Origin of the sequence: Citrobacter sp. S55_ASV_140, from assembly GCF_018919505.1 — a bacterium.
Lineage (GTDB): Bacteria > Pseudomonadota > Gammaproteobacteria > Enterobacterales > Enterobacteriaceae > Citrobacter > Citrobacter werkmanii.
The window spans coordinates 44,969-69,781 of sequence record NZ_JAHLQZ010000004.1 but is presented as its reverse complement, the minus strand read 5'-3'; the positions used below and the strand labels follow the sequence as shown (position 1 = coordinate 69,781).

30 protein-coding genes are annotated in these 24,813 nt (G+C 48.7%); 20 read left to right on the top strand and 10 right to left on the bottom strand.

Annotated features, from left to right (window positions below):
• Genes KQJ18_RS01750 through KQJ18_RS01725 form a run of 6 tightly spaced genes read left to right on the top strand, consistent with a single transcriptional unit; the run spans position 1 to position 4,446 of the window.
• A complete protein-coding gene (locus KQJ18_RS01750) occupies positions 1-723 on the top strand; it encodes a DUF1365 domain-containing protein (protein WP_216421301.1) in 723 nt (240 codons plus the stop codon).
• A complete protein-coding gene (locus KQJ18_RS01745; protein ID WP_216421299.1) occupies positions 720-1,940 on the top strand; it encodes a cyclopropane-fatty-acyl-phospholipid synthase family protein in 1,221 nt (406 codons plus the stop codon). The genes KQJ18_RS01750 and KQJ18_RS01745 overlap by 4 nt, the downstream gene beginning before the upstream one ends.
• Positions 1,937-2,419, top strand: coding sequence for a DUF2878 domain-containing protein (locus KQJ18_RS01740; protein ID WP_137347158.1), 483 nt, complete (start codon positions 1,937-1,939; stop codon positions 2,417-2,419). The genes KQJ18_RS01745 and KQJ18_RS01740 overlap by 4 nt, the downstream gene beginning before the upstream one ends.
• Entirely contained in the window at positions 2,419-2,946 is a 528-nt protein-coding gene (locus tag KQJ18_RS01735) for a hypothetical protein (protein WP_216421297.1), read from the top strand. Before KQJ18_RS01740 ends, KQJ18_RS01735 begins: the two co-directional genes overlap by 1 nt.
• Entirely contained in the window at positions 2,943-3,473 is a 531-nt protein-coding gene (locus KQJ18_RS01730) for a DUF3833 domain-containing protein (RefSeq protein ID WP_137347160.1), read from the top strand. The genes KQJ18_RS01735 and KQJ18_RS01730 overlap by 4 nt, the downstream gene beginning before the upstream one ends.
• Positions 3,474-3,486: 13 nt before the next feature.
• A complete protein-coding gene (locus KQJ18_RS01725) occupies positions 3,487-4,446 on the top strand; it encodes a DUF523 and DUF1722 domain-containing protein (protein ID WP_216421296.1) in 960 nt (319 codons plus the stop codon).
• Between the two features lie 129 nt (positions 4,447-4,575).
• On the opposite strand, the gene yibB is transcribed toward KQJ18_RS01725, so the two are convergent.
• The 4 genes from yibB to KQJ18_RS01705 all read right to left on the bottom strand — a co-directional run bounded on the left by yibB (position 4,576) and on the right by KQJ18_RS01705 (position 7,023).
• A complete protein-coding gene (gene yibB, locus KQJ18_RS01720; RefSeq protein WP_216421295.1) occupies positions 4,576-5,433 on the bottom strand; it encodes a protein YibB in 858 nt (285 codons plus the stop codon).
• Positions 5,434-5,618: 185 nt separating this feature from the next.
• Positions 5,619-5,861: a DinI-like family protein gene (locus KQJ18_RS01715; RefSeq protein WP_085049538.1), complete on the bottom strand. Its 243-nt coding sequence runs from the start codon at positions 5,859-5,861 to the stop codon at positions 5,619-5,621.
• 200 nt (positions 5,862-6,061) lie between these two features.
• The gene (locus KQJ18_RS01710) at positions 6,062-6,601 is read right to left on the bottom strand and encodes a cytochrome b (protein WP_121528935.1); all 540 of its coding nucleotides are present in this window, start codon (positions 6,599-6,601) and stop codon (positions 6,062-6,064) included.
• 149 nt (positions 6,602-6,750) lie between these two features.
• Positions 6,751-7,023, bottom strand: coding sequence for a hypothetical protein (locus KQJ18_RS01705; protein WP_085049536.1), 273 nt, complete (start codon positions 7,021-7,023; stop codon positions 6,751-6,753).
• A 236-nt stretch (positions 7,024-7,259) separates the two neighbouring features.
• Between KQJ18_RS01705 and KQJ18_RS01700 the strand changes: the two genes are divergently transcribed.
• A complete protein-coding gene (locus KQJ18_RS01700; RefSeq protein WP_216421292.1) occupies positions 7,260-8,783 on the top strand; it encodes a cyclic diguanylate phosphodiesterase in 1,524 nt (507 codons plus the stop codon).
• A 167-nt stretch (positions 8,784-8,950) separates the two neighbouring features.
• The gene (locus KQJ18_RS01695) at positions 8,951-9,157 is read left to right on the top strand and encodes a hypothetical protein (protein WP_216421290.1); all 207 of its coding nucleotides are present in this window, start codon (positions 8,951-8,953) and stop codon (positions 9,155-9,157) included.
• 128 nt (positions 9,158-9,285) lie between these two features.
• Here the strand turns inward: KQJ18_RS01695 and KQJ18_RS01690 are convergent, their stop codons facing one another.
• On the bottom strand, positions 9,286-9,576 hold the full coding sequence (locus KQJ18_RS01690) for a Bor family protein (protein ID WP_069324330.1): 291 nt from the start codon (positions 9,574-9,576) through the stop codon (positions 9,286-9,288).
• Between the two features lie 343 nt (positions 9,577-9,919).
• Complete coding sequence (locus tag KQJ18_RS01685) at positions 9,920-12,007, bottom strand: TonB-dependent receptor (RefSeq protein ID WP_038639972.1); 2,088 nt, start codon at positions 12,005-12,007, stop codon at positions 9,920-9,922.
• Between the two features lie 428 nt (positions 12,008-12,435).
• Between KQJ18_RS01685 and KQJ18_RS01680 the strand changes: the two genes are divergently transcribed.
• From KQJ18_RS01680 to KQJ18_RS01635, 10 genes are all read left to right on the top strand, one after another.
• Positions 12,436-14,022 (top strand): ABC transporter substrate-binding protein, encoded by a 1,587-nt coding sequence (locus KQJ18_RS01680; protein ID WP_087857711.1) that lies wholly within the window; start codon positions 12,436-12,438, stop codon positions 14,020-14,022.
• Positions 14,022-14,996, top strand: a complete 975-nt coding sequence (locus tag KQJ18_RS01675) for an ABC transporter permease (protein ID WP_085049564.1) — start codon at positions 14,022-14,024, stop codon at positions 14,994-14,996. Before KQJ18_RS01680 ends, KQJ18_RS01675 begins: the two co-directional genes overlap by 1 nt.
• Positions 14,986-15,798, top strand: coding sequence for an ABC transporter permease (locus KQJ18_RS01670; protein WP_069324310.1), 813 nt, complete (start codon positions 14,986-14,988; stop codon positions 15,796-15,798). The genes KQJ18_RS01675 and KQJ18_RS01670 overlap by 11 nt, the downstream gene beginning before the upstream one ends.
• Positions 15,792-16,586 (top strand): ATP-binding cassette domain-containing protein, encoded by a 795-nt coding sequence (locus KQJ18_RS01665; RefSeq protein ID WP_087857710.1) that lies wholly within the window; start codon positions 15,792-15,794, stop codon positions 16,584-16,586. The genes KQJ18_RS01670 and KQJ18_RS01665 overlap by 7 nt, the downstream gene beginning before the upstream one ends.
• Positions 16,570-17,160 (top strand): ATP-binding cassette domain-containing protein, encoded by a 591-nt coding sequence (locus tag KQJ18_RS01660; protein ID WP_121528939.1) that lies wholly within the window; start codon positions 16,570-16,572, stop codon positions 17,158-17,160. The genes KQJ18_RS01665 and KQJ18_RS01660 overlap by 17 nt, the downstream gene beginning before the upstream one ends.
• Positions 17,161-17,248: 88 nt before the next feature.
• Positions 17,249-17,899 (top strand): metal-binding protein ZinT, encoded by a 651-nt coding sequence (gene zinT / locus KQJ18_RS01655; RefSeq protein WP_216421288.1) that lies wholly within the window; start codon positions 17,249-17,251, stop codon positions 17,897-17,899.
• A gap of 138 nt (positions 17,900-18,037) precedes the next feature.
• Positions 18,038-18,676, top strand: a complete 639-nt coding sequence (gene leuE, locus KQJ18_RS01650; protein WP_032940118.1) for a leucine efflux protein LeuE — start codon at positions 18,038-18,040, stop codon at positions 18,674-18,676.
• A 173-nt stretch (positions 18,677-18,849) separates the two neighbouring features.
• Positions 18,850-19,212 (top strand): DUF1971 domain-containing protein YeaR, encoded by a 363-nt coding sequence (yeaR, locus tag KQJ18_RS01645; protein WP_121528941.1) that lies wholly within the window; start codon positions 18,850-18,852, stop codon positions 19,210-19,212.
• Between the two features lie 3 nt (positions 19,213-19,215).
• Positions 19,216-19,398 carry a DUF1869 domain-containing protein gene (locus KQJ18_RS01640; protein WP_003832433.1) on the top strand — a complete coding sequence of 61 codons (183 nt, stop codon included), beginning with the start codon at positions 19,216-19,218 and terminating at the stop codon, positions 19,396-19,398.
• A gap of 218 nt (positions 19,399-19,616) precedes the next feature.
• Positions 19,617-20,261 carry a hypothetical protein gene (locus KQJ18_RS01635; RefSeq protein WP_085049529.1) on the top strand — a complete coding sequence of 215 codons (645 nt, stop codon included), beginning with the start codon at positions 19,617-19,619 and terminating at the stop codon, positions 20,259-20,261.
• A gap of 52 nt (positions 20,262-20,313) precedes the next feature.
• Here KQJ18_RS01635 and fdhF read toward each other — a convergent pair whose 3' ends face one another.
• Positions 20,314-22,461, bottom strand: a complete 2,148-nt coding sequence (fdhF, locus tag KQJ18_RS01630) for a formate dehydrogenase subunit alpha (RefSeq protein ID WP_038640011.1) — start codon at positions 22,459-22,461, stop codon at positions 20,314-20,316.
• Between the two features lie 362 nt (positions 22,462-22,823).
• On the opposite strand from fdhF, the gene KQJ18_RS01625 reads away from it, so the two are divergent.
• Positions 22,824-23,072, top strand: a complete 249-nt coding sequence (locus KQJ18_RS01625) for a GlsB/YeaQ/YmgE family stress response membrane protein (RefSeq protein ID WP_216421281.1) — start codon at positions 22,824-22,826, stop codon at positions 23,070-23,072.
• A gap of 48 nt (positions 23,073-23,120) precedes the next feature.
• Here the strand turns inward: KQJ18_RS01625 and yoaJ are convergent, their stop codons facing one another.
• From yoaJ to KQJ18_RS01610, 3 genes are read right to left on the bottom strand one after another with little or no spacing between them, the layout of a single operon-like run.
• Entirely contained in the window at positions 23,121-23,195 is a 75-nt protein-coding gene (gene yoaJ, locus KQJ18_RS01620) for a protein YoaJ (protein WP_099530266.1), read from the bottom strand.
• Positions 23,196-23,197: 2 nt separating this feature from the next.
• Complete coding sequence (locus tag KQJ18_RS01615; protein WP_038640017.1) at positions 23,198-23,296, bottom strand: YoaK family small membrane protein; 99 nt, start codon at positions 23,294-23,296, stop codon at positions 23,198-23,200.
• Positions 23,297-23,343: 47 nt separating this feature from the next.
• Entirely contained in the window at positions 23,344-24,369 is a 1,026-nt protein-coding gene (locus KQJ18_RS01610; protein WP_087857708.1) for a sensor domain-containing diguanylate cyclase, read from the bottom strand.
• Positions 24,370-24,555: 186 nt separating this feature from the next.
• Here KQJ18_RS01610 and KQJ18_RS01605 point away from each other — a divergent pair, with 186 nt between their 5' ends.
• On the top strand, positions 24,556-24,807 hold the full coding sequence (locus tag KQJ18_RS01605; protein WP_087857707.1) for a DUF333 domain-containing protein: 252 nt from the start codon (positions 24,556-24,558) through the stop codon (positions 24,805-24,807).
• Positions 24,808-24,813: the final 6 nt, after the last annotated feature.

Here is a 24,813-nt window from a genome sequence, read left to right as displayed (position 1 = left end):
ATGAACAGCTGCCTGTACCAGGGTGTTTTGCGCCATCGCCGCCTCCAGCCAGCAACACACCAGTTTAGTTATCAGGTGTTTATGGCGTGGCTCGATTTAGATGAACTCGCACAGCTTCCGGGCGTGGGCGTGAAACGTAATCGCTTCGCCGCGACCGCTTTTCATGATGCGGATTACCCGCTGGGAACACCGTTAAGAGAGAGCGTGTTGAATAAGCTTGCCTGCCTGACGGGCGAACATCCCGGGGGGCGTGTAATGCTTCTGACACAGCTGCGCTATTTCGGTTTTCATTTTAACCCGGTCAATTTTTACTACTGCTATGACCGTTCACAGCGTCTGCGCTGGGTACTGGCGGAAGTCCGCAATACGCCATGGAATGAGCGACATTACTACGCTGTAGATGCACAGGAAAAGCGTCCGTTGGAAAAAGCGTTCCATGTATCGCCGTTTAACCCGATGGATATGGTCTATCACTGGCGATTTAACCCGCCGGGTAAAACGCTGCATATGCATATCGAAAACCACCAGGCAGAGAAGATTTTTGATGCCAGCCTGATGCTCAAACGCGAGCCGTTGACGCAGGCGAGTTTACGCACGTTTCTGCTACGACTGCCGTTAATGACGCTGAAAACGGTGTTCGCGATTTACTGGCAGGCGTTACGACTGTGGCTCAAGCGAGTCCCTCTCTACAACCATCCCGTCAGCAGGAGTGAACGATCATGACCGATCCCGTCTTTGCGCTTGAACCTGATGTTCCGCGCAACCTGCGTGTGGCGCGTTGGCTTCTTTTCCGCATGCTGAGCGGCCTTCGTCAGGGTTCAGTCACGGTGCGGGAAGGGGAGCAGACCTTACACTTTGGTGATGTTTCAGCTGAGTTACGCGCTGAAGTACATATTCTCTCGCCCAGGGTGTACTGGCGGGTGCTGAAAGGCGGAAGTCTTGCGGCGGCTGAGGCCTGGATGGACGGAGAGTGGGAAACGCAACAGCTCACGCCGTTACTGCAAATATTTGCGCTTAACAGCACCCTACTGGGACGCCTGGAAAGCGGTTTTCGCCTGCTTGGCCGACCCGCCGAGCGTTTGCGTCACTGGACGCGTCGCAACCATCGGCAACAAGCAAGAGAAAACATTGCCGCGCATTACGATCTCGGCAATGCATTTTACGCGCACTTTCTTGATGAGGATTTACTCTATTCCAGCGCCTTATTCACCCGCCCCGAGCAGTCTTTAGCGCAGGCTCAGCAGGCCAAAATGGCGCGGCTTTGCGAGCAACTGGCACTGACCGCGAATGACCACCTGCTGGAGATTGGTACTGGTTGGGGGGCGATGGCGGAATACGCCGCCCGCCATTACGGTTGCCGTGTAACCACCACAACCCTGTCTCAGGAACAGTTTGCCTGGGCGAAAGCGCGGATTGCCCGCGCAGGTTTACAGGAGAGAGTCAACGTCCTGCTGTGCGACTACCGCGACCTGACCGGGGAATTCGACAAACTGGTGTCGGTTGAAATGATCGAAGCGGTTGGTCAGCGTTATCTGCCGACGTTTTTCCGTACCTGCCAGGCGCGACTGCGTCGTGGGGGAAAACTGGCGATTCAGGCCATTACCATTCAGGATCAGCGCTATCACGAATACAGCAAAGGCGTTGATTTTATTCAGCGCTATATCTTTCCAGGGGGCTTTTTACCCAGTATCACCGCGATGAGCGGCCTGATGACAAAGCATACTGACTTTGTGGTTCGTAATCTGTTCGATATGGGGCCCGACTACGCCCGGACGCTTGCGCACTGGCGACAAGGATTTGTTCACGCCTGGCATGACATTGAAAAACTGGGATTTGATGAGCGTTTTCGCCGTATGTGGCTGTACTACTTCGGCTACTGCGAAGCCGGTTTTAACGCCCGCACGATCAGCGTGGTGCAACTGTCGGCGGAACGTCCATGAACCGCCATTTACAGGTCTTTTTCCTGGCTGTCGGGTTCGATCTGTACTGGCTCATGGTGGTGTTATTTCGTGAGCGCGGCCTGGCGTTATGGCTTGGGCTGGCTATTCTGGCCTGCTTCTTGCTGCCGTCTGCGCAACGTCTGTACGCGTTAATGCTGGCAGCGGTGGGTAGTGGTCTGGATGCGCTGTGGGCGTTGACGGGGTTGATTAATTTTCACGGCGAAGCATTGTTGCCGTTATGGATGGTTGCGCTTTGGCTCATGTTCGCTGTCCTGTGGACGCACCTTACCTGCTCGACTACCTTGCCGGGATGGCTGCTGGCCATAATGGCCACCGGTGGTGGGCCGATCGCCTATGTGATAGGAGAGCGTTTGGGGGCCATTACTTTTCTGGAACCAACATTTATTGTTGTTGGCTTAATGGCGACGGGCTGGCTGGTGTTGATGCTGTTTTTTCATATTTTCATGGGGAAACACTAATGAAACCTGCCTTATTGATACTGCTGGGCGTCATGGCGACGGCGCCTTTTGCCAGTGCCGCTGACTGGTTAAGCTGGCGGAAAGTCGGCGATGCGACGCTCTCCTGGGGACCATTCACGATCTATACCTCACAACTGCGCACGCCGAATGGGCGCTATCGCGGGCTGAAAGAGGATCAAGCACTGATTATCACCTATCAGCGCAATATTGAACGGCAAGAACTGGTTAATGCCACCCGCGATCAGTGGCGAGCGCAGGGTATTCTCGGGCGGGAAGCGCAGAGTGAGTCCTGGCTTCGCATGTTGAGTGAGATATGGCCAGACGTCGCGCCAGGTACGCAACTGGCTTTTGTTTTGCAAGATAAGCAGGGGAAGTTTTGGTATCGCGCTTCAGCGGCTCAAAGGCACTTTATCCCGCTTGGCCCACCGCAGTCGGCGGCGTTCAGCGAAAACTTTCTCTCTGTCTGGCTGGGTTCCCGCACGCAATATCCTGAGCTGCGTCAGCAGCTTACTGGAGGTAAAAAATGAAACGTTTATTGGCCCTGAGCCTGCCCTTGCTGATGCAGGTGGCTGGTTGTAGCGCTGAAATTGCCGACTATCGGCAACAGCAGCCGACGCTGGATATCTTTCAGTATTTTCAGGGAGAAACGCAAGCATGGGGGATGATTCAGGACCGCAGCGGTAAACAGCTTCGTCGCTTCCATGTCGATATTAACGGCGATGTGGTGGGAGACACATTGACCCTCAATGAACGCTTTGTGTACGACGATGGAGAGAAACAGCAGCGGGTGTGGCATATCCGTAAAGTTAGCGCCGATCGTTACGAAGGTACTGCCGGTGACATTGAAGGCGTGGCGAAGGGGCAAGCAGCGGGCAACGCGTTCAACTGGCATTACAGCATGAATGTGAAAGCCAGAGGCAGAACCTGGTTGCTGAATTTTGACGACTGGATGTACATGCAGGATGCTAACCATCTGTTTAATAAAACGGAGATGAAGAAATTTGGCCTCACCGTCGGTACGGTGACGCTTTTCTTCTCCCGTAAAACGCGATAGTGAGGAAGAGGTCATGAAAATGCAACCCATCGTTGGGATCAGCGGCTGTTTAACGGGATCTGCCGTCCGCTTTGACGGCGGGCATAAACGGGTAGAATTTGCGATGGAGAAACTAGCCCAGTGGGTGACTTTCCAGCCTGTTTGCCCGGAGATGGCGATAGGTTTGTCTGTCCCTCGGCCAGCGCTGCGCCTGGTGCAAACGACTGTCGGGGATATTCGCATGCGTTTTAGTCACGCACCTCACGAAGACGTGACCGACGAAATGGCTGACTTCTGCCAGCGGTATCTGGCAGGGCTGGACACACTGTCCGGTTTTATCGTCTGTGCAAAATCCCCCAGTTGTGGCATGGAACGTGTGCGCTTATATGACGATAAAGGCAATCGCGGGCGTAAAGACGGGGTGGGACTGTTTACCGCCGCGCTGATGGAGAAATATCCGTGGCTACCGGTAGAAGAAGACGGGAGGTTGCACGATCCGGTCCTGCGCGAAAACTTCGTCGAAAGGGTTTTCGCCCTACATGAGCTCAATATGCTGCGCAAAAATGGCCTGACGCGGCGGGCTCTACTGGATTTTCATAGCCGTTATAAATTGCAATTGCTGGCTCACCATCAGGCCGGATATAGGCAAATTGGCCCATTTGTCGCATCACTGCATGAATGGGAGGATCTGGAGGCTTTCTTTGCGGTCTACCGGGATAATTTAATGACAATTCTGAAGAAACCCGCCTCACGTAAAAACCACACAAACGTGCTTATGCACATTCAGGGGTACTTCCGTAATCAGTTAACAATGCGTCAGCGCGGCGAGTTGCGCGAGGTGATCCTTCATTACCGCGCAGGACTACTGCCCATCCTGGCCCCGATGACGTTGCTGAAACATTATCTGGCGGAATACCCGGACGATTATCTGCTGACGCAGAATTACTTTGATCCCTACCCGCAAGAATTAGCATTGCGACTGACTGTTAATTGATCATGACTGAGAAACAGAACCGAGCAGAGTGATAATTTATGTCGTGTTCGAATCTTTAATTACCGCTCTTCGCTCATAGTAGACATCAGCTTTACCTTTATCGGTATTGTGTATGTCTACAATTTAATCTTATTTCCCGATAAGTGTTACTTTTAACCTTCGTGAAAAAGAAACAAAATCATTCCTGCCATATAATTTAAACAAATTGAACCATCGGTTCTTACCGAGATGATTTAGTTTGATTAATTGAGGTTTATAATGGTAGCACATTATAAAAATACCCTGATCATCATCCACAATATTGTTTTTAAGCGTTGTCATTTGGCACTGACAAACCAATTCATAAAATTCTTTCCATTTATTTTGTGTTGCAATAATTGCACCGCCAATAATATAAGAGCGATTATTAATCATGTGATCGAAAACCTGATGAAGCGTTTTGACAGTTAAACCTTTTTTTACTGTGAATAAGTTAACTTTGTTGACGTCAAAACGATAATCCCAGCGAGATAATCCATCTATTACTTTCGCATTACGACAGTAACCAAAATCAATCCATGCAACCATGTTATTATTTACAAGGTTTAACTCTATTGCCTTATTTACAAAGTATGTCTTCAGGTTGCAAACTAGTACGTAGTCTGAGGACCAGTATTCAGGGTTTATTAGTTGGCGAGTTTCAAGCTTATTTCTAAACTCATCATTTCTCTGGATCTGAGAAATCCTGTTTTTAATGTGTTGGAATTTTTTATTAATATCTAAGGGGATTACAACAGTACGTTTACCATTTCTAATTTTTTCTATTTTTGGTTTAAGATCGCAGGATGTAAATATAACCATGTCATTATCTAACTCAGACAGGTTTTTAAAATAATTGATGTAGGTATCAGATGTTCTCTCTAGATGAGGAGAGAAACCTTTATCACTCGTCCAGTTTCCTCGTCCTATATCGAAAAATGCTGTAACGATGGTAATAGATGAATTCATTTCTATGTAGTCCGTTTTTCAATCCAATAACCATTTGATTATGGGAAATATATTTTTGATATCTGTAATAATACGGTATTCTAACAGTATCAATATGAAGCAGGAAGCATAATGTGCTATGTAAAATGATAAATAATTGTTACCAACCGCGCAGATTGTACTTCTCCGGCAGTGAATTAAGGCGTTTAATCTGAAAGCAGCCACATATCGGCTTCTTCAAACATTTCCTGAACAGTGCGACTAATCTGTTCTTTCTCGTGCTTACTGGCGTCAGTGTTGATCGCTGGTAGAGTCAGCATCGGTTTAACCCGGACATCAGCATCTGGAAAGATTCGCTGTACTCTCTTTCTCAATTCGCCCAGAATGATCTCTTTTGCGCCTGGCAGACCATCAAAATTCCTTTTGTCATAAACGAGTTCCACGAACATTGTTACTTGCCTTTATCTGTATAAACATACAGTGCTTATACTGTGTTTTTATCTGATATACAAGGGGCGACGTCAATACGAATTGACGTCGCCTGGTGATGATAATGTAATGAGGAGAGAGAAAGAAACATAAGCATTATGATGACTCATAAATAAACTAATGCTTTCTTGGTGTTTTAGTGCCTATGTTTCTAAGATTATCATTTCAGGTGTTTATGCTCAGGCATCATTCGCAACAGGGTATTGTCCTTCTGTATGGCGTGGTGAAATAATGCCGCGCCAGCATGGGCTGCAATCAGGAAATACCCTATATTTGCCAAAGTTTCATGAATAGTTTTTACGACGGTCTTTATTTCCCCGTTGCTATGAAAGAAAGCGGGAATGTTTAGCCCTAAAAAATACCAACTCTTTCCGCCGTAAGCCATCGTCAAGATACCTAATAACGGTAGCGCCAGAAAAGAGACATAGAGCATGATATGCATTAATTTGGCTGATATCCTCTGCCACTGGGGGGGCGTGGGTACGATCGCTGGATCGTCATACTTATGTTTGAGAATTAAACGTATTATCATTAAACACCAGACAAATACCCCTGCATTATAGTGTGTTTCTTTCATCAACAGATAGAGGGTACTGCCTTTGGGAAACCAACCGCGAAATTCCATTGCGGCATAGGTTATCGCGATTAACACCAGAGTTAACCAGTGCAAGCGAATCTGAAGTCTTGAGAATCTGTTCATTTTTTTTCCTCGAATGATACGCCACCACAACCGTATCGTATTAAGCTTAACAAATCCTTATTTTCATTAAGAGATTAGGGTTTTGTTATGTCTGCTTCGGGTAACACGATCGGATAGTTGATTGGTGTTCACTGCGAGTTTGTCAGGATTCAATTTTTCGACGAGATTTTGTACGGGAAAACGTGTAGAGCATTGGCTGCTAATGGGTAAACGCCGAGGCTTTCAGTTCTGGCTTTGATTTCCTCAAAAGGAAGTGAAGGAGACGGTTCCCGTCCTCCCCAAAGATTGATCCCTTCAGGAATGTCGTCTCTGCCGTATTCCTCGGCTATCTCAATCGTTTTGCCATTATTAAGTTCGATGACGACGCTTTTTCCATCGACAGGGATCAGATTTCCGCCATCGTCAGTAATAAAAATTTTCATTGGCTCACCTCCTCGTTATGCCTACATATGATAGCAAATTAAATGTGGTGCAATAATGGTATTGCACTGAAAATGTTCAATGATTATTTAGTATTAATCAATACGTTATGATGTGATTTAAAAAATGTGATTGGTTCCATGGCGATTTATGTTGCTGTCTACCATGCTCTGTAGAGACAAACTTGACCCAGTCAACGTTCGTTTTACGTGTTCATTTTTCGCCACAGGATATAAGAATGCGCAAAGCACTGTTACCGATATTTGCTGCGATATGTCTGTTCGTAATCGGCGTTTTTATTCTCAATATGCAACTTTGGTATTCCTCATCGATGGAAGCTTTGGGGGGCGCTAGATATGCTGCGAAAAATATGGACAACATACTTAATGAAGCTTTCCAGGCAACGCGCACAGCTAAGCGCATCGCTGAGAAGAAATGCGATCTGGAGAGCCAATATCAGCTCGGAACTGAAGCCGCGCTTCGGCCTCATCTACGAACGTTGATTATTATTCGGCAAGGGAAGGTTTGGTGCACCTCACTCCCTGGTAATCGGATCCTGCTGAAGCAAATACCCGTCATACCTGATACAAACTTGCTGCTGGCCCCTGCGCAAAATACGGTGAATGAGATACCTGTTCTGCTTTACCAAACTCATTTTCAAACAAGTAGTATCATTATCACAATAAGTGGAGTGCATATCCGGGGCGCATTGAATGTCCCAATAAAAGGGCTGTCCTATTCGTTGCGGGTGGGCGACAAAGTACTTGGTTCATCGGCGGAAGTGAAAGTCATCAAGGCGAACACGCCGCAGTCTGGTCAGGTGGATTCTGCAAAGTATCCCTTCAGCATTATTTTCGATCAGCCTCCATTATTTAGCTTAAAAAGGCTTGTCACTAATGGTCTGGGAATACTGATTTTCATCCTGCTGATCTCGGCAGCTGTAGCGTATGCTATCGATAAATATTTGAATAAGAACGATACTCCTGAAGAAACGTTGCGCCGAGCGATAGATAAAGGGGAGATAGTGCCTTTTTATCAACCAATCGTAAATGGTCGCGATGGAACGTTACGCGGTGTCGAGGTGCTGGCAAGATGGAAGCACCCAAGGGCTGGATATATCTCTCCTGCCTCTTTTATTCCGGTTGCCGAAAAATCAGGTCTGATAGTACCGCTTACTCAAAACTTGATGAAGCAGGTCTCTGCGAATATGAACTCCATCGCCAGCAAATTACCATCCGGTTTCCATGTCGGAATTAACTTCAGCGCATCTCATATTACTTCCCCTACGTTTGTGGAGGAGTGCCTGCGCTACAGAGGTAGTTTCAGTCGTGATGATCTAAATTTGGTGATCGAAGTGACTGAACGAGAACCATTGCATGTGGATGATGATCTTGTGCAGAGGCTTAATACGCTACATGAAAATGGTTTTGTCATTGCGTTAGATGATTTTGGTACAGGTTATTCTGGACTTTCTTACTTGCATGATCTGCACATTGATTATATCAAGATCGATCAGAGTTTTGTGGGACGGGTAAATGACCTTCCTGACTCAACCCGAATTTTAGATTGTGTACTCGATCTGGCGCGTAAGCTGTCTTTAAGCATTGTTGCAGAAGGAGTAGAAACGAAAGCGCAGCTTGATTATCTTAACAAAAACAACATTGTTTTTCTGCAAGGATACTACTTTTATAAACCGGTCACTTTTACTGAGTTTATCCTTATTCTGCTTTCAAAACCCAAAGTGAAGGTTTTTGTCGAATAAAACGGGAGAAATCTTGTTGATAAAGGTGAGAATGGGGGAGAATCGGCCGTAGAAATCCTGTGTTTTTCTTTATCGTGAGATAAATCTCAGATCGCGCTATTCAAAAAACATATCCTTAGTCATGTGGTGGTTATTTGCATTTTTACATACAGCAAACGGATAACAGCATGACAGATATAGCATTTACCAGGGCACGCGATTCAAATCGTGGAGTGAAAGCAGTACATAAGAAAATGGTGGATGTGCGCAGTAACGGTAAGTACACAAACCGCGACCAACTAGCAATCGCCGCTGTTCTGTTTTTAGGCGGTATCGCCGGAGCTATTGTTTTGGCAATGTACTTAATGATGCAGGAGGGCGTTTTTCTGTACTGATTGTTTAATTTTTCTTATGTTTTATTACGGCGTGTATTGAGTCGCTACTACCATCTCTCAGTAATGTTCAATATTATTAACCATCAATTAAGTTAAGCAGGTATTCCTGAAAATACCTGCTTAAAATATCACTTAGAACAATACACTCTGGCTTCACGAGGGGTATAGATGCCAATCGTGATGATGCGCAAGAAAACATCCATACCCGACTCCTGAACTTCAGTGCGAACAACCTTATCTGCACCGCCGCAAACAGAAGCTGCATCGATGGTTTGTGACTGGCCAATACCATTAATAAAAAAATTCTGTCTGGTTTCCTGTGTGGGTTTTTCTGCAATACCGTTGTTAATTTTAAAGGTTTGCTGAGCGCAACCGGATAAAGCTGTTGCAGCAATAATTGCAAGCATTAACTTTTTCATTTTTACCATTCTCAAGTGTTGGATAGTGAGAAAATGATCTTCTTTAATGTCGCTGGTACATATCCGACCAGCGTTTATGCATGACAGTATTGTTCTGGCTGTTTATCTATTATTTAGTTAGATAAATAATAGATAAGTTTTTTGTTTATGCTTTGTAGGTCATTGTTGATAACTTACGGTATCAACTCACATTTTATTAATATCAACATTAAGCACGCACAAAAATAGGGGTGTGTTAATGTTGTTTAGACGGGAATATCGAATTCATATACGCGAGGATGATATCAGTTTCATATTGGAACAGGACTATCAGAGATAGTCCTGCCAATAAAACATTTTAAAATTAGAACTGATAGTTTAACGAAACCCAGTAGTTACGACCCGGATTTACGTAGCCGGTAGTGGATTGTGCAGTCTGATAGTAGTCACCTGCGTAGGTGCTATTGCGACCAACCTGATACAGTTTAACTTCGCTGAAGTCTTTATCCAGTACGTTATTGACTGCCGTATTCAGCGTCAGGTCTTTGGTCAGCTTATAAGACATTCCCATATCGAGAACGGTCCAGGCTTTTAAATTCGCGCCTTTGTCGTCATACACCGCCTTTTGTACCGCGCTGAGGTTCTCGTAATTTTCGGTAAAGCGTGGCGCCTTACCGCGATAACGGGCGCTCAACCAGGCGTTCATATCTTCTGTAGCCTGCCAGTTCAGGCGGGCGTTAGCCATATGTTTGGGGGTATAGCTCAACGGTGCGCCTTTATTATCACCATCTTTTTGCTTGCTCTGTGTGTAGGTGTAGTTAAGAGATAAACTCAGTACGTCCGACCAGAGAGGGAAGGTGCTGGCGAATTCAATACCATCGGTCCTTGCCTTACCGCTATTGGTATAGCTGTTGGTATTATCATCGATAGAATACGAGACAATTTTATTTTTATATTCGGTATAGAAGCCGGTAACGTTGGCGTTCAGTCCGGCCTCGTTTTCATAATATAGCCCGGTTTCGTAGCTGATACTTTCTTCCGGCTTGAGGTCAGGGTTACCGACAGTATTAACGGTTCCTTGCGCAGTTACGCCGCTAATGCCGTTATGCAACTGGCTGAGTGAGGGCGCTTTATAACCTGTAGTAACACCGCCTTTGAGCGTCCACTCATCGGAGACATCCCAAACCATATAGGCGCGAGGACTCAGGTGGCCGCCAAAGACATCATTATGTTCATAACGGGTACCTGCGGTTAACGCCAGTGAGTCTAGAATATGCCATTCATCTTCCGCATAGGCAGCCCACGTTTTTTGGTGGAACGTCTCGCCGGTATTGGCCAGTACGACACCGTCTTTCATTCGCGCATCCCAGTATTCCCCACCAAGGGTTAACAGGTGTGAGTCACCTAATGGCGTCAGCAGCACCGAGTCCAGAATGACGTTAGTGTTCTTGAGTTCTCGCGCATCACCGGCACGGCCCGCGTTTTCCGGCGTGAGCGCGGAGGAGACCAGTTGTCGGCCTTTGTTCTCGGTTTCATTCCAGCCGAGGGAAGATTTCCAGGTGCCGAACGTTAAAGCGGTATCGTGGCCGAGAGTCACTTTGTTGCGCTCATAGCGCAGCGTTTTATCATAACCTCCCGTCAGGTTGCCCAACTGTCCATCGTCATTGTCATAGCGCTGTCTGGCAGAGTCGAGATCTAACCACAACGTGTTGTTCTCATTGGTTTTCCAGTCCAGGCGCGTGCCGATATTATAGTTCTCAGATTCAGTTGGATAGGGTACGCGAGTAGAGGCGGTATCGCTCAAAGAGGTGACACTTGAGCCCTGGCGCTGCGTTGTGCTCCCGCGAACCTGCATATCCAGCACGCCTGCGATTAACGGACCGCTGGACCAAAAGTTGGCCACCGTACTGTTACCCCATTTATTACTCTCTTGCAGGTTAACGCCGGTATTGATGGAGGTGCTCCATTTATCGGTACTTTTTTTGGTAATGATGTTCACCACGCCACCGATTGCGTCGGAGCCATACAGCGTCGACATTGGGCCGCGGATCACTTCGATATGATCGATTGCCGCCAGCGGGGGCATAAAGCTGGTATTCATGGCAGAGAAGCCGTTTGGCGTTACATCGCTGCTGCCGTTTTGACGAATACCGTCAATCAGTATCAGGGTATAGCTCGCAGGCATGCCACGGATGCTGATCTCCAGACCACCGGTTTTACCGGTGCTGCTTTCGACATCCACGCCCTCTACTGAACGCAGGGCTTCACCTAAATCATTATATTTATTGGTTTGTAACTCTTGCTGCGAAATCACGGAAACACTGGCTGCTGCATTGGTAATTTTCTTTTCGTAACCGGAGGCGGTGACTACCATGACATCTTCGGCAAAAACCAGGGGGCTGGTAAAACCCATACAGGACAGAACGACAGAGGCAATCGGTTTTAAACGCATAGTCAAACTTCCTTTGTTAAAATTCAAAGGCAGTAAGATAATTGATGAAAATGATAATACAAATAATTATCATTATGGATTTACATAACTTGTCATTTCTGGTGTTTTTCTTGAATAAATATACATAAATTGTCATTGATTTAGCGTAAGGGAATGGTGGTTAAGACAATAGTCTTAATGGTAATTATTAGAATTGAATTAATATGTTATTGAATGAATGGTTGAATTTTAAACAATTTCTGGGGTTCACATCGTACTCATAACGGAGTATCAGAAAAAAGTATGATAATTTTAGAAAATCGTCATACTTTTCTGCGCCGCATCATTTTTTTCGCCAATTCTCTTCGCCATAATCCCTTTCCCAGGAGACTGCTTAACGACGATGCATCGTTAAGCGGCATAAACATAACGCAAATCTGGATAAAATAATGATCAAAGGCAAGCTGGCACTCCTGACGTGTGCATTAACTCTCGCATTAACCTCACCACTCCTCGCCGCGCAGAATGCGGGCGCAGGTCAGACGTTAAAACTGGCGATTGGACCGGAGCCAACGGAAGGGTTTGACCCAATGTTGGGCTGGAGTCATGGCAGCTATTTGCTTTTGCATGCGCCGTTATTAAAACAAAATGCAGATATGAGCTGGGGAAACCTGCTGACGGAGAAGGTGGTGACCAGTGCTGACGGCAAAACCTGGACGCTGACGTTAAAACCTGACCTTAAATTTTCTGATGGGTCGCCGCTAACCGCTGAAGATGTTGTGTTCACTTATAACAAAGCAGCAAAAAGTGGTGGAAAAATTGACATGGGGAACTTCGCTCATGCCAGTTTGAAAGATAACCGCACGGTCGAAGTGACGCTGAGCAGCCCGCAGAGCACCTTTGTGAATGTGCTGGGATCTTTAGGGATTGTTCCGGCAAAGCTTTATAACGAAAAAACATTCGCCAAACATCCGATTGGCGCAGGTCCTTATCGGTTGGTGAGTTTCCAGCCTGGGCAGCAGCTGATTGTGGAGGCTAATCCCTGGTATGCCGGTAAGAAAAATGATTTCAGTAAGCTGGTGTTTGTTTTCCTTGATGAAGATAACGCTTATGCCGCAGCACGCAGTGGGCAACTGGGATTAGTACGTATTGCGCCTTCGATGGCGGTTGCCCCTCAGCAGCAGAATTTGAAACTGTGGGTGCGTGACAGCGTGGAGAATCGGGGCATTGTGTTCCCGATGATTCCTGCAGGTAAAAAAGACGCCAATGGTTATCCGATTGGTAACGATATTACAGCCGATGTCGCGATCAGACGCGCCATCAATTACGCCATTGATCGTAAGCAGCTCGCCGATCAGGTTATGGAAGGTCATGCGATCCCCGCCTATAGCGCGGTTCAGGGCCTGCCATGGCAGGGGCAGTCAGTCGCGTTCAAAGATGGCGACAGCGAAAAAGCACGGACGATTCTGGAAGACGCCGGCTGGAAAGTGGGTAAAGACGGTGTACGAGTGAAAGATGGCAAAGAGGCGCGCCTGACTTTATGGTATGCCAGCGGTGACAGTACGCGTCGGGATTTAGCCGAAGCCGTACGTGCGATGCTGGAGCCTGTGGGTATCCAGGTATCATTGCAATCCGGAAGCTGGGAAACCGTTGAGCGTCATATGCATGCCAACCCGACGCTGTTTGGCTGGGGAAGCCTGGATCCCATGGAGCTGTTCCATCATTACAGCAATCAGGCTGCGGGCGTGGAGTATTATAACCCCGGTTACTACAGTAATTCTGTCGTTGAAGAGCATCTCAAACAGGCTATTGATGCACCGGACTGGCAAAAAGCGCTGCCTTTCTGGCAACAGGTTGAGTGGGATGGCAAGCAAGGCGCTGGTGTACAGGGCGATGCCGCATGGGCATGGTTATTGAATATTCAGCACACTTACCTGGCAAATCCATGTATTGACTTAGGCAAAGGCGCACCGGAAATTCACGGGAGCTGGTCACTGCTCAATAATCTGGATGAATGGACCTGGACCTGCCGTTGATGAAGTCTGTAGTAGGCCATTTTCTCCGGCTGATGGTGTTATTAGTGCTGGTTGCGGCTGGCACTTTTGTGCTGCTCAGCTTTTCTCCGGTCGATCCGATTCGTGCTTATATTGGCAACGATCTCCTGCACGTGCCACCGGAACAATATGCACGTATCGCCGCTCGCTGGGGATTGGATCAGCCGCTGTGGGAGCGTTTTGGTAACTGGTTTATACGGGTATTGCAGGGCGATCTCGGCTACTCGATGTTGTTTAATGCGCCGGTTGCCAGCGTGATCAAGGAGCGCTTTGCTACCTCGTTTGCGCTGCTTAGCGGCGCATGGCTGCTCTCCGGTATAGTGGGGACGGCAATGGGATTTGTCGCCGGACGCTACCTGAATCGCTGGCCGGATAAAGCAATTTGTCGCCTCAGCTATCTGCTTTCCTCGTTACCGACCTTCTGGATTGGCATGCTGCTGCTGGCGTTATTTGCCGTTCGTTGGCCGGTATTCCCGGTCTGCTGTGCGTGGGAGCCGGGCAACAACAGCGATATGGCGACACTAACCGAGCGTCTGCGCCATCTGGTGCTTCCCGTTTGCGCGCTAAGTTTACTGGGGCTGGGGCAGATTACGCTTCATACGCGGGAAAGTATCGCCAGCGTAATGAAGAGCGAATTTGTCCGTTTTGCGCGCTCTCAGGGCGACAAAGGTTGGTCACTGTTACGCCATCAGGTTCTGCGTCACGCTATCACGCCCGCGCTGTGCCTGCAGTTCGCCTCGCTGGGAGAACTGTTGGGGGGCGCGCTGCTGGCAGAAAAGGTCTTTGCTTATCCTGGACTTGGGCAGGCGACCATTGATGCCGGCTTGCGGGGCGATCTACCGTTACTGATGGGGATCGTCTTGTTTAGCACCGTGCTGGTTTTTATTGGCAATTCACTTTCTACCTGGTTTGTTCACGTGTTGAACCGTGCTCTGGAGCGACCCGATGCTCTATAATCCGACGCCGACGCTTATTCGTCTGGTGCTCTCTTTTAGTTGTCTGCTATTCATTGCGGTTTATGGCGCGGCCACGCTGGATAACCCGTTGAATGTGAATCTGCTTGCCCGTCATCTGCCCCCTGATGCGCTGTACTGGTTTGGCACCGATAACCTCGGTCGCGATCTGTGGGTGCGTTGCTTTCAGGGGGCGTTAACCAGTCTGCAAATTGGTATTGGCGCAGCCTTGTGCAGCGGCTTCATTGCGTTAATGATGGCGGCGTTGTCGCGCCTGCATCCACGTCTGGACGTGCTTATGCGTCTGATAACTGATGCCATGCTGTCGATGCCGCATCTGCTGCTGCTTATTTTGATTTGTTTTACGCTGGGCGGTGGGAAAAGTGGGGTGATCATGGCAGTAGCGCTAACCCACTGGCCGCGCCTCGCACTGATTCTGCGTGCAGAGGCCGAGCGCGTTGCCCATAGCGATTATCTGACGCTGACATGGCGTCTGGGACATGGTCATTTTTACTGCTGGCGACATCACTATTTACCGGCATTATTACCTCAATGGCTCACGGGGACATTGCTGATGTTCCCCCATGCGGTGCTGCACAGCGCGGCGTTGAGTTTCCTCGGTTTTGGACTGGCGCCGCATGAACCGTCGCTGGGGCTGCTGCTGGCGGATGCGCTGAGGTTTATCAGTCATGGGGACTGGTGGTTAGTGTTGTTTCCGGGGCTGATGTTATTCAGCCTGGTGATGTTATTCGATCAGCTCGCGAGGGCAGTGCATCGTTTATGGTTGCGAGGTGACATATGTTGAGTTTAAGACAGGTCTCGCTGGACGTAGCGCGTTATCGTTGGTTCGGGGCGAGAAAATGGTCTCCGATGTTGCAGAATATCTCTTTCGACGTTGCGCCCGGTCAGATGGTGGCCTTAGTTGGGGGAAGTGGTGAGGGGAAAAGTCTGCTCCTGCAATGTCTGCTCGATCTGTTACCGGAAAATTTGCGTCTGCACGGCGCCATAACCCTTGATGGCAAAATGCTGAACAGTCATGACATCCGCGAATGTCGGGGCAATACCTTCAGCTATGTCCCGCAAGGCGTTCAGGCCCTGAACCCGCTGCTCTCAATTGAAAAGCATTTGCGCAGAGCAAGTCAGCTCTCCGGCCAAACCTGGAATGCCGGAAAAATAGAAAAATTGCTCCAGCGTAGTCAACTGGAAACCAGCGTATTAGATGCCTTCCCACGTCAGCTTTCAGGCGGTATGGCGAAACGTGTTCTGGCCTGTCACGCGTCGCTGAGTCAGGCCCGCTATATTCTGGCTGACGAAATTACCGCCTGGCTTGATGCGCCATTGGCTAATCAACTGCTTGAGCAGTTGCGTGGTTTATGTGAGCAAGGGGCTGGTGTTTTATGGGTGACGCACGATCTCACGCTGGCGGCCCAGCATGCGGATCGCATCGTCGCGCTGTATCAGGGAAGCGTGTCGGATAACGTTAGTCGTGAACAGCTGTTGCGCGGGGAAATTAGCGAGCATCTGCAACGTCAATGGCGGGCTCTGCCTGAGAGAAATCAATTGTTTGGAGTGCGCGATGCTGTGCTGTCGTGATGTCGTGATTCGCCAGGGAGGGAAGGTGCTGTGGCAAAACCTTTCTTTCTCATTGCACCCCGGTGAACGTATTGGGATTTGTGCGCCCAGCGGAACCGGCAAAACGACGTTGGGACGTGTGCTGGCGGGCTGGCAAAAGCCGACCTCGGGCGACATTCTTATCGATGACCAGCCGCTACCGATGCATCAATATTGTCCGGTGCAACTGGTACCGCAGCATCCGGAATTAACTTTTAACCCACGGCGTAGCACCGGCGATGCGGTTCATGACGCCTGGCGGCCCGACGCGGAAATCCTTACCCGTCTGCATATCAAGCCGGAGTGGCTAACCCGTCGCCCCGGACAGCTTTCTGGTGGTGAACTGGCGCGAATCGCCATACTTCGCGCGCTGGACCCGCGGACCCGTTTTCTTATTGCCGATGAGATTACCGCCCAGCTCGATCCTTCCATTCAAAGAGATATCTGGGGGCTGCTGCTCGAAGAGTGCCAGCGTCGATCGTTAGGCATACTGATTATCAGCCATCAGCAGGCGCTGCTTGATCAGATTTGCACGCGAGCGCTACTCACGCCGTGATTTTCCCCGTTCCGGTAAGTTACGGCGTTGATTAAATTGTAATGTTATATTATAACATTTCACTCGCAAACGATTTGAGGGTGAAATTTTGGCTATTCATTTTAAAAAACTGACAATCGCTCTGGGGATGATTTTGGTCAGTGGTCAGGTTTTGGCTCACGGTCACCATTCCCATGGTGTTCCGATGAGTGAAACAGAACAAAAGGCGTCAGAAGGCGTGTTTGATGATAATCAGGTACAGAACAGAGCGCTGACTGACTGGGATGGCATGTGGCAATCTGTCTATCCGTATCTGGTCAGTGGCGAACTTGATCTGGTATTCAAAAAGAAAGCGGAGAAAGATAAAAGCAAAACGGCAGAACAGATTAAAGATTATTACCGTCAAGGCTATGCAACTAACGTAGACACCATCGGCATTGAAAATGGTGTGATGGAATTTCATACCGGTAATCAGGTTACATCATGCAAATACGATTATGCCGGATATAAAATCTTGCACTATAAATCAGGCAAGAAAGGTGTACGTTATTTGTTTGAGTGTAAAGCTGCTGATCGCAAAGCGCCTAAATACGTCCAGTTCAGCGATCATATCATTGCTCCGCGCAAGTCAAGCCACTTCCATATTTTTATGGGAAATACCTCGCAGGCAGCCTTGCTCGAAGAAATGGAGAACTGGCCTACCTACTATCCTTATCAGTTGAAAGGCGAAGAGGTGGTGGATGAGATGCTGCACCATTAATCCGGCCTAAGTTAACGGTACATACCCGCCGCCGGTGGCGGGTATTTTAATTAACAACCTTCTCTTTCCATCCCCTTGCGCATTCGTTAGCATATTGTCTTGCAGCAAGTGCATGTGTTTTTTCAGGAAGAGGTTAACGTGTTTGCAGAGTATGGAGTTCTGAATTACTGGACATATCTGGTGGGGGCTATTTTTATAGTGCTGGTTCCCGGGCCAAATACGATATTTGTGTTGAAGAATAGCGTTGGTCGGGGAGTGAAGGGCGGTTATCTCGCCGCAAGCGGTGTGTTTATCGGTGATGCTGTGTTGATGTTTTTGGCCTATGCCGGTGTTGCCGCCTTGATCAAAACCACGCCTGTTTTATTTAATATCGTTCGTTATCTCGGCGCTTTTTATCTGCTGTATCTCGGTGCGAAGATCCTGTACGCCACACTGAAATCAAAGGCAAGCGACGCCGCTGCTGAGGAAGTCCCGTTTGGCGCCATTTTTAAGCGCGCCTTAATTCTGAGCCTGACTAATCCGAAAGCAATTCTGTTTTATGTTTCGTTCTTCGTGCAGTTCATTGATGTCAATGCGCCGCACTCAGGGCTGTCATTCTTTATTCTGGCTATAACGCTTGAGATAGTGAGCTTTTTCTACCTGAGTTTCCTTATTTTTTCCGGCGCGTTTGTGACCCAGTACATTCGTACCAAGAAGAAGTTGGCTAAGGTGGGTAACTCCCTTATCGGTCTGATTTTCGTTGGTTTTGCTGCCCGTCTGGCGACGCTTCAGTCGTAATCATTGGCCCGCTGAATATGGCGGGCTTCAATATTAAGCTTTTCTTCCCCACACATATCAGCTAATGGTTATAACCAATAAATGGTATTTTAAATGTATATTTTGAGGCGTACTCTGTACACAGCAGCGGTTCAATAAGACTCGCTGGTTGTCGACTGGAAAAGGGAAGAAAAATGCTTCAAATTCCACAGAATCATATCCATACACGCTCAACTCCGTTCTGGAACAAACAAACTGCACCTGCCGGAATTTTCGAACGCCACCTTGATAAAGGCACCCGTGCCGGGGTTTATCCTCGACTGTCAGTTATGCAGGGGGCGGTCAAATATCTCGGCTACGCAGATGAACACAGCCCAGAGCCAGTAGAGGTGATGGTTATTGAGGCCGGTCAGTTTTGCGTTTTTCCGCCGGAAAAATGGCATAACATCGAAGTGATGACCGACGACACTTACTTTAATATCGATTTTTTCGTTGCCCCGGAAGTACTGATGGAGAGTGCAAATCAACGAAAAGTCGTGCGCACTGGCAAGGAGTAAATCATGGGCAAAGCAACTTATACCGTCACAGTAACCAATAACAGCAACGGTGTGTCTGTTGATTACGAGACCGAAGCGCCGATGACATTATTGGTTCCGGATGTCGCGGCAGAAGTGGTCAAAGACCTGGTCAATACCGTCCGTTCATACGATACCGAAAATGAGCATGAAGTCTGCGGATGGTAGTGCTTTCACTTCTGATACCGTTTGAACTGATTGATTCTTAACTTGAAAACCGCACTGCATTTTGATAACGCAGGGCGGTTTTTTATTTGCGCCGGATAGATCGCAGTCCGGAAAAAGATTTCTTAAGAATACCTTAAGAAATTCGCATCGTTTGCTAATAGTTGATCATTCATAGGGGTTATGATCGTGAAACAGTAACAATACAGAACTTCGCGCTTATGAAATTGAATACCCGACTTACATTATCCGCATTCATTCTTGGACTGGTCCTCGTCGCGATCCCGTTCACCGCAAACTGGCATCTTCCTCTGCTCAATGGCGCGGTTGTCACATGGATTGAAAATGGCCAGGCGCTATGGTTATTGTTTGGTGCTGTATTTACTTTCTGCTACATCCGGCCTTTATCGCGTCCTGCAGGCGAGAAGCAATTTTGGCTTTGGGCGGCGGTATGGTGGCTGGTATTACTGGGCCGAAGCACCAGTTGGGGCCGTGATTACTTCCCGGAGCATCCTAAACTGCTGTTCAGAGCTATCTCAGTCGTGTTAATTGCGATGATTATTCTGCCGGTCCTGCTGTCGAAGCACTTACGCCAGGATATTGCCCGGCGCTTGCGTAATGAACCGCTACCGCTGTGGCTACTGGCGATCACCGTCTGCGCATTTTTGATTTCCGATACAGTGGAGCATCATCGCCTGCTGGCGCCTGTCTTTTTGCATAACGCCAGTTACGGCGATTTGATTGAAGAATTGTACGAACTGCCGTTTATGGTGGGATTGTTTCTGATGAACCTCGGTTTTATGCAGCGGGATAAACAGCATGAGTCTGCCGCTATTTGCTTCAGTGAACCACATCTGGCGAAGTAGTTGGAAAAGGCCTGAGTCTGGAAGGCCAGACTCAGGCGGTCAGGGCGATAATTTACGCAATGGCCTCACACAAGCGTGATTTCATTTCGCTGTACGTTTGTGCGGCATACTTCTCCGCCCATCCCTGATCGGTAATGTGCTCAATTTTGACAGCACAATATTTGGTTTCGGGCGTTTTCGAGATCGGATCAAGGTTATCCTGTGTTAACTCATTACACGCGCCAATCCACCATTGATAGGTCATATACACTGTGCCGGCATTAATACGCTCAGATACATCCGCACGGCTGATGACCTTGCCTCGGCGCGAGCTTACCCACACCAGGTCACGATGACGGATACCCAGTTTTTCTGCATCATCGGTGTTGATTTGAACATACCCTGGCTCATCAGCCAGCGCCTGTAATGCCGCGCAGTTGCCGGTCATGGAGCGGCAGGAGTAGTGTCCGACCTCGCGCACAGTACACAACACCAGCGGATAGTTCTCATCAGGGACTTCAGCAGGAGCGCGCCACGGAGCGGCAAACAGTTTGCCTTTGCCATTCGCGGTATCAAACTGGCTGTGTGCGTAAAGATACGGTGTGCCCGGGTGATCGAGATCCGGACAAGGCCACTGAACATGGCCCATCTCACCCATTTTCTCATAGGTCACGCCATAGAATAGCGGGCACAGTTCGCGCATCTCATCCCAGATTTGCTGATTATTTTGATACTGCATCGGATAGCCCATTTCGCTGGCCAACAGACTGATAATTTCCCAGTCACGTTTAACATCCCCGTGGGGTTCAATCGCTTTCTCAAAACGCTGGAAACCACGATCGGCGCAGGTAAAGACGCCACCGTGTTCGCCCCATGATGTTGCAGGCAACAGGACGTCGGCCATCTCTGCCGTTTTGGTCATGAAGATATCCTGCACGACGATAAAATCGAGCGCGTTAAATCCTTCCCGGACCAGCCCCAAATCAGCCTCGGTTTGCAGCGGATCCTCACCCATGATGTAGTAGGCTTTTATTTTGCCCTCAATCGCCAGATGCGGAACTTCGGTGATGCGCGTTCCGACCTTGTCATCCATCTGATTAACGTCAATCCCCCAGGCGGTGGCGAATTTCTCCCTGACGGCAAAATCGGTCACGTCCTGATACCCCGGAAACTGGTTAGGCAGTACGCCCATATCACATGCGCCCTGCACGTTATTTTGCCCGCGTACCGGGCCAACGCCGACGTTTGGACGTCCCAGATTCCCGGTCAGTAAGGCCAGGCTCGACAGTCCACGCACCACATCAACGGCCTGGCCAAACTGCGTGACGCCCATCCCCCACATCACGGTTGCCGATGGCGCCGCGGCAAATGTACGCATCGCCTGACGAACCTGTTGTGCAGGGACGCCGGTTAAATGTTCTACGGCTTCAGGGGCATAGTCCTTAACGGTTTCCCAGTATGTTTCCAGACCTTCGGCATGTTTATGCACGTACTCGCGATCGTAAAGCTGCTCTTCAATAAGCACATGGCCAAAAGCGTTGACCAACGCCATGTTGCAGCCATTTTTTAACTGCAAATGCTGATCGGCGATACGGGCGGTTTCAATACGGCGAGGGTCGCAAACAATGATTTTCGCGCCGTTCTGACGAGCTTTAATCACCCGACGGGCCACTATGGGGTGTGAGTCCGCGCAGTTATAACCAAAGATGAGCAGGCATTTTGAGTTTTCAATGTCGCTGATGGAGTTGCTCATTGCGCCATTGCCCAGCGTTTCCTGGAGACCCGCAACGGAAGGGCCGTGACAGACGCGGGCACAGCAGTCGACATTGTTGGTGTTGAGCACCCCACGGGCGAATTTTTGCATCACGTAGTTGGTCTCATTGCCTGTTCCCCGGGAGGAACCTGTCGTCATGATGGCGCGAGGACCATAGGTATTTTTGATTTCAGATAAGCGTTTAGCGGTGTAACGAATGGCCTCATCCCAGCTAACGGGAGTGAATTTTCCACCTTTTTCATAACGGATCATCGGGCGAGTCAGACGGGGAGTCAGAAGGCGGGTGTCGTTCAGAAAGTCCCAACCATAATAGCCTTTCAGGCATAACTGATTTTGGTTCGTTACACCCTCAGCGGCTTCGGCGCGGATGATTTTGTTATTTTCAACAACAAGCTTGAGCTTGCACCCGGCCCCACAGTATGGGCATACACTGGTGATTTTTTTCATCAATAACAGACCTGTTAAATGCTGAAATAGCGCGAATTGTAGACGAAGCCACGTGAATAGATATCACGGGCTACGATGTGTCGTAGTGACGGGTTGTTAAAGCATAAAGCATGCCAAAGATGAAAAACCAGCATTGGCAGGGGTTGTTGCCCAGAGAGCAGAGAGGAATGACTGTCGATTCGTCACTATTGACGAGAAGCGTCAAAAATATCACCGTTTTGTCGTTGGGCTAACTCTATGAAACATCAGAAAAAGATGAAAATTACAGGTGATGCCGATCACAAATTATAATTTTTCAGCGCTATGCTATGCTTTTATACAACGAGTCAATCGTTAACTTAAAAACATAAGTGAGGAAAATAATGGGCATTATTTCATGGGTGATTTTCGGTCTTATCGCGGGGATTTTGGCAAAATGGATTATGCCGGGTAAAGATGGCGGCGGATTCTTTATGACCATTATCTTGGGGGTTGTTGGTGCGGTGGTTGGCGGCTGGATCAGTACCTTCTTTGGCTTTGGCAAAGTTGATGGTTTCAACTTAGGCAGTTTCGTCGTAGCGGTTATCGGCGCGATCGTGGTGCTGTTTATCTACAGAAAGATCAAAAGCTAACTCAATATACAGAGAGGAAAGGCCACTGATATGTGGCCTTTTTATTAGTTACCACCAGCCCAGTTCCGTTCCCAGAACCACGATGATAGCCACGCCAATCATAATGAGCGTTGTTTTTTTCATCGTTATGCACCCGGCGCAGCGTAGCCGCCAACAAAAAACCAGGATAAGAAAACGACAGCGGAAATGAAAATAATGACGGGGAAAATAATACCGAGTCGCATAGGATTATCTGCCAGAGTTATTTAAAGACGAGCCAGCATAGCAGGGCTTAATGTACGACAAAAGTGGTTTTATCCTGTCGCTTTTTATCTTTGTACATTGCGCTGTCTGCCATGTGGAGCGCACAGTTTACATCGGTCTCATGCGGATCAATTTCCACCACGCCCAGGCTGGCGCCAGGATAAAACAGATGGACGCTGCCCAAGTGATAGTCGCCGCAAATGCGTTGTTGCAGCTGATTTTTCACCTTTTGCAGGCGCTCGCACCGATCGCTTTCATCTTCCGGCGACAGGCTAACGACTAAAAATTCGTCACCGCCCAGTCGACCAAGGATATCATTGTCGCTGCATTCGTGGAGCAGGCGCTGTCCGATCTGGATCAGGAACTGGTCGCCAACTTCATGACCAAAGCGGTCATTAATCAGTTTGAAATCATCCAAATCAATATAGGCAACGACGACCTTCTGCCGGAGATGTCGGGCAAGCGAAAATAGGGTTTCAACATTTTCAAAAATCGAGCGCCGGTTCGGTAACCCGGTCAGCGCATCGGTGTAGGAATGCGCAATCAGCGCGGCGTTGGCTTCGCGTAACTGAGCGACCAGCGACTCTTTTTGAATAGACTGGGCGATCAGGCCGGCAAACAGATTCAGCACCTGTTCACCTCGCTCGCTCAATGCCTGCTGGCGGCGACTGGTGGCACAGAGCGTACCGTAAAACGTTCCGTCCGGAAGATGAACAGGCGTGCTGAGAAACGTAGTGATTTCCAGCGCGCGGGCTGCGCTGCATTCCGGCCAGCGTGCGGGCACGTTGTCGCTATACAGACAGTTATCTTCGATGGCGCGTTTGCATAGCGTCTCATCCCACGGGACGGACAGTCCTTCCGGGATCTGCATTTGTTTGCTATTGCGCGCGTACAAAATATGCTGCAGGCGAGCATCTAAATCGACCTTGGTTAAATAGGTTGATTCCATCTCTGTCACCACCTCCAGCATCTCCAGAAGTTGCCGAACCAGACTCTCAACAGACTGCTCCGTGGCTAAGGATTGTGAGACTCTGGCGAGGATCATGTCCGACATGAGGTGTAAATACTCCTGAGTAATGACAAGGCTGGCGTTGCCCGCATGATAGAACATCAAGGTGAAAGATGAAACACGTGCTCCCGGTTAAAATGTAAACATAAAATTGAAACCCGGTGGTAAAACATGGAGATATATGAGGAGTCGGGGTAATCTTGCCGGATAACGTTCTTAGCAGGAGTTGATATGAAACTGGCGTCTGTTATTTTGCCCGGCATGCTGGTGCTGGCAGGTTGTAGTACCCCACAACCAGAAGCGCCAATGCCGCCGAAAATTGGTATGGCGAATCCGGCATCGGTGTATTGCGAACAAAAGGGCGGCTCGCTGATTGCGGTGCAGACTCCGCAAGGGGTAAGGTCTGACTGCAAACTCCCCGGAGGGGAAGTGATAGATGAATGGGAACTCTGGCGTAGAGATCATCCGGCAGCGGGAAAGTGATCCACT

Excerpts from the sequence above, each read along its gene's own strand:
- KQJ18_RS01750 (WP_216421301.1), top strand. The coding sequence starts at position 1 with ATGAACAGCTGCCTGTACCAGGGTGTTTTGCGCCATCGCCGCCTCCAG.
- KQJ18_RS01745 (WP_216421299.1), top strand. The coding sequence starts at position 720 with ATGACCGATCCCGTCTTTGCGCTTGAACCTGATGTTCCGCGCAACCTG.
- KQJ18_RS01740 (WP_137347158.1), top strand. The coding sequence starts at position 1,937 with ATGAACCGCCATTTACAGGTCTTTTTCCTGGCTGTCGGGTTCGATCTG.
- KQJ18_RS01735 (WP_216421297.1), top strand. The coding sequence starts at position 2,419 with ATGAAACCTGCCTTATTGATACTGCTGGGCGTCATGGCGACGGCGCCT.
- KQJ18_RS01730 (WP_137347160.1), top strand. The coding sequence starts at position 2,943 with ATGAAACGTTTATTGGCCCTGAGCCTGCCCTTGCTGATGCAGGTGGCT.
- KQJ18_RS01725 (WP_216421296.1), top strand. The coding sequence starts at position 3,487 with ATGAAAATGCAACCCATCGTTGGGATCAGCGGCTGTTTAACGGGATCT.
- yibB (WP_216421295.1), bottom strand. The coding sequence starts at position 5,433 with ATGAATTCATCTATTACCATCGTTACAGCATTTTTCGATATAGGACGA.
- KQJ18_RS01715 (WP_085049538.1), bottom strand. The coding sequence starts at position 5,861 with ATGTTCGTGGAACTCGTTTATGACAAAAGGAATTTTGATGGTCTGCCA.
- KQJ18_RS01710 (WP_121528935.1), bottom strand. The coding sequence starts at position 6,601 with ATGAACAGATTCTCAAGACTTCAGATTCGCTTGCACTGGTTAACTCTG.
- KQJ18_RS01705 (WP_085049536.1), bottom strand. The coding sequence starts at position 7,023 with ATGAAAATTTTTATTACTGACGATGGCGGAAATCTGATCCCTGTCGAT.
- KQJ18_RS01700 (WP_216421292.1), top strand. The coding sequence starts at position 7,260 with ATGCGCAAAGCACTGTTACCGATATTTGCTGCGATATGTCTGTTCGTA.
- KQJ18_RS01695 (WP_216421290.1), top strand. The coding sequence starts at position 8,951 with ATGACAGATATAGCATTTACCAGGGCACGCGATTCAAATCGTGGAGTG.
- KQJ18_RS01690 (WP_069324330.1), bottom strand. The coding sequence starts at position 9,576 with ATGAAAAAGTTAATGCTTGCAATTATTGCTGCAACAGCTTTATCCGGT.
- KQJ18_RS01685 (WP_038639972.1), bottom strand. The coding sequence starts at position 12,007 with ATGCGTTTAAAACCGATTGCCTCTGTCGTTCTGTCCTGTATGGGTTTT.
- KQJ18_RS01680 (WP_087857711.1), top strand. The coding sequence starts at position 12,436 with ATGATCAAAGGCAAGCTGGCACTCCTGACGTGTGCATTAACTCTCGCA.
- KQJ18_RS01675 (WP_085049564.1), top strand. The coding sequence starts at position 14,022 with ATGAAGTCTGTAGTAGGCCATTTTCTCCGGCTGATGGTGTTATTAGTG.
- KQJ18_RS01670 (WP_069324310.1), top strand. The coding sequence starts at position 14,986 with ATGCTCTATAATCCGACGCCGACGCTTATTCGTCTGGTGCTCTCTTTT.
- KQJ18_RS01665 (WP_087857710.1), top strand. The coding sequence starts at position 15,792 with ATGTTGAGTTTAAGACAGGTCTCGCTGGACGTAGCGCGTTATCGTTGG.
- KQJ18_RS01660 (WP_121528939.1), top strand. The coding sequence starts at position 16,570 with ATGCTGTGCTGTCGTGATGTCGTGATTCGCCAGGGAGGGAAGGTGCTG.
- yeaR (WP_121528941.1), top strand. The coding sequence starts at position 18,850 with ATGCTTCAAATTCCACAGAATCATATCCATACACGCTCAACTCCGTTC.
- KQJ18_RS01640 (WP_003832433.1), top strand. The coding sequence starts at position 19,216 with ATGGGCAAAGCAACTTATACCGTCACAGTAACCAATAACAGCAACGGT.
- KQJ18_RS01635 (WP_085049529.1), top strand. The coding sequence starts at position 19,617 with ATGAAATTGAATACCCGACTTACATTATCCGCATTCATTCTTGGACTG.
- fdhF (WP_038640011.1), bottom strand. The coding sequence starts at position 22,461 with ATGAAAAAAATCACCAGTGTATGCCCATACTGTGGGGCCGGGTGCAAG.
- KQJ18_RS01625 (WP_216421281.1), top strand. The coding sequence starts at position 22,824 with ATGGGCATTATTTCATGGGTGATTTTCGGTCTTATCGCGGGGATTTTG.
- KQJ18_RS01615 (WP_038640017.1), bottom strand. The coding sequence starts at position 23,296 with ATGCGACTCGGTATTATTTTCCCCGTCATTATTTTCATTTCCGCTGTC.
- KQJ18_RS01610 (WP_087857708.1), bottom strand. The coding sequence starts at position 24,369 with ATGTCGGACATGATCCTCGCCAGAGTCTCACAATCCTTAGCCACGGAG.
- KQJ18_RS01605 (WP_087857707.1), top strand. The coding sequence starts at position 24,556 with ATGAAACTGGCGTCTGTTATTTTGCCCGGCATGCTGGTGCTGGCAGGT.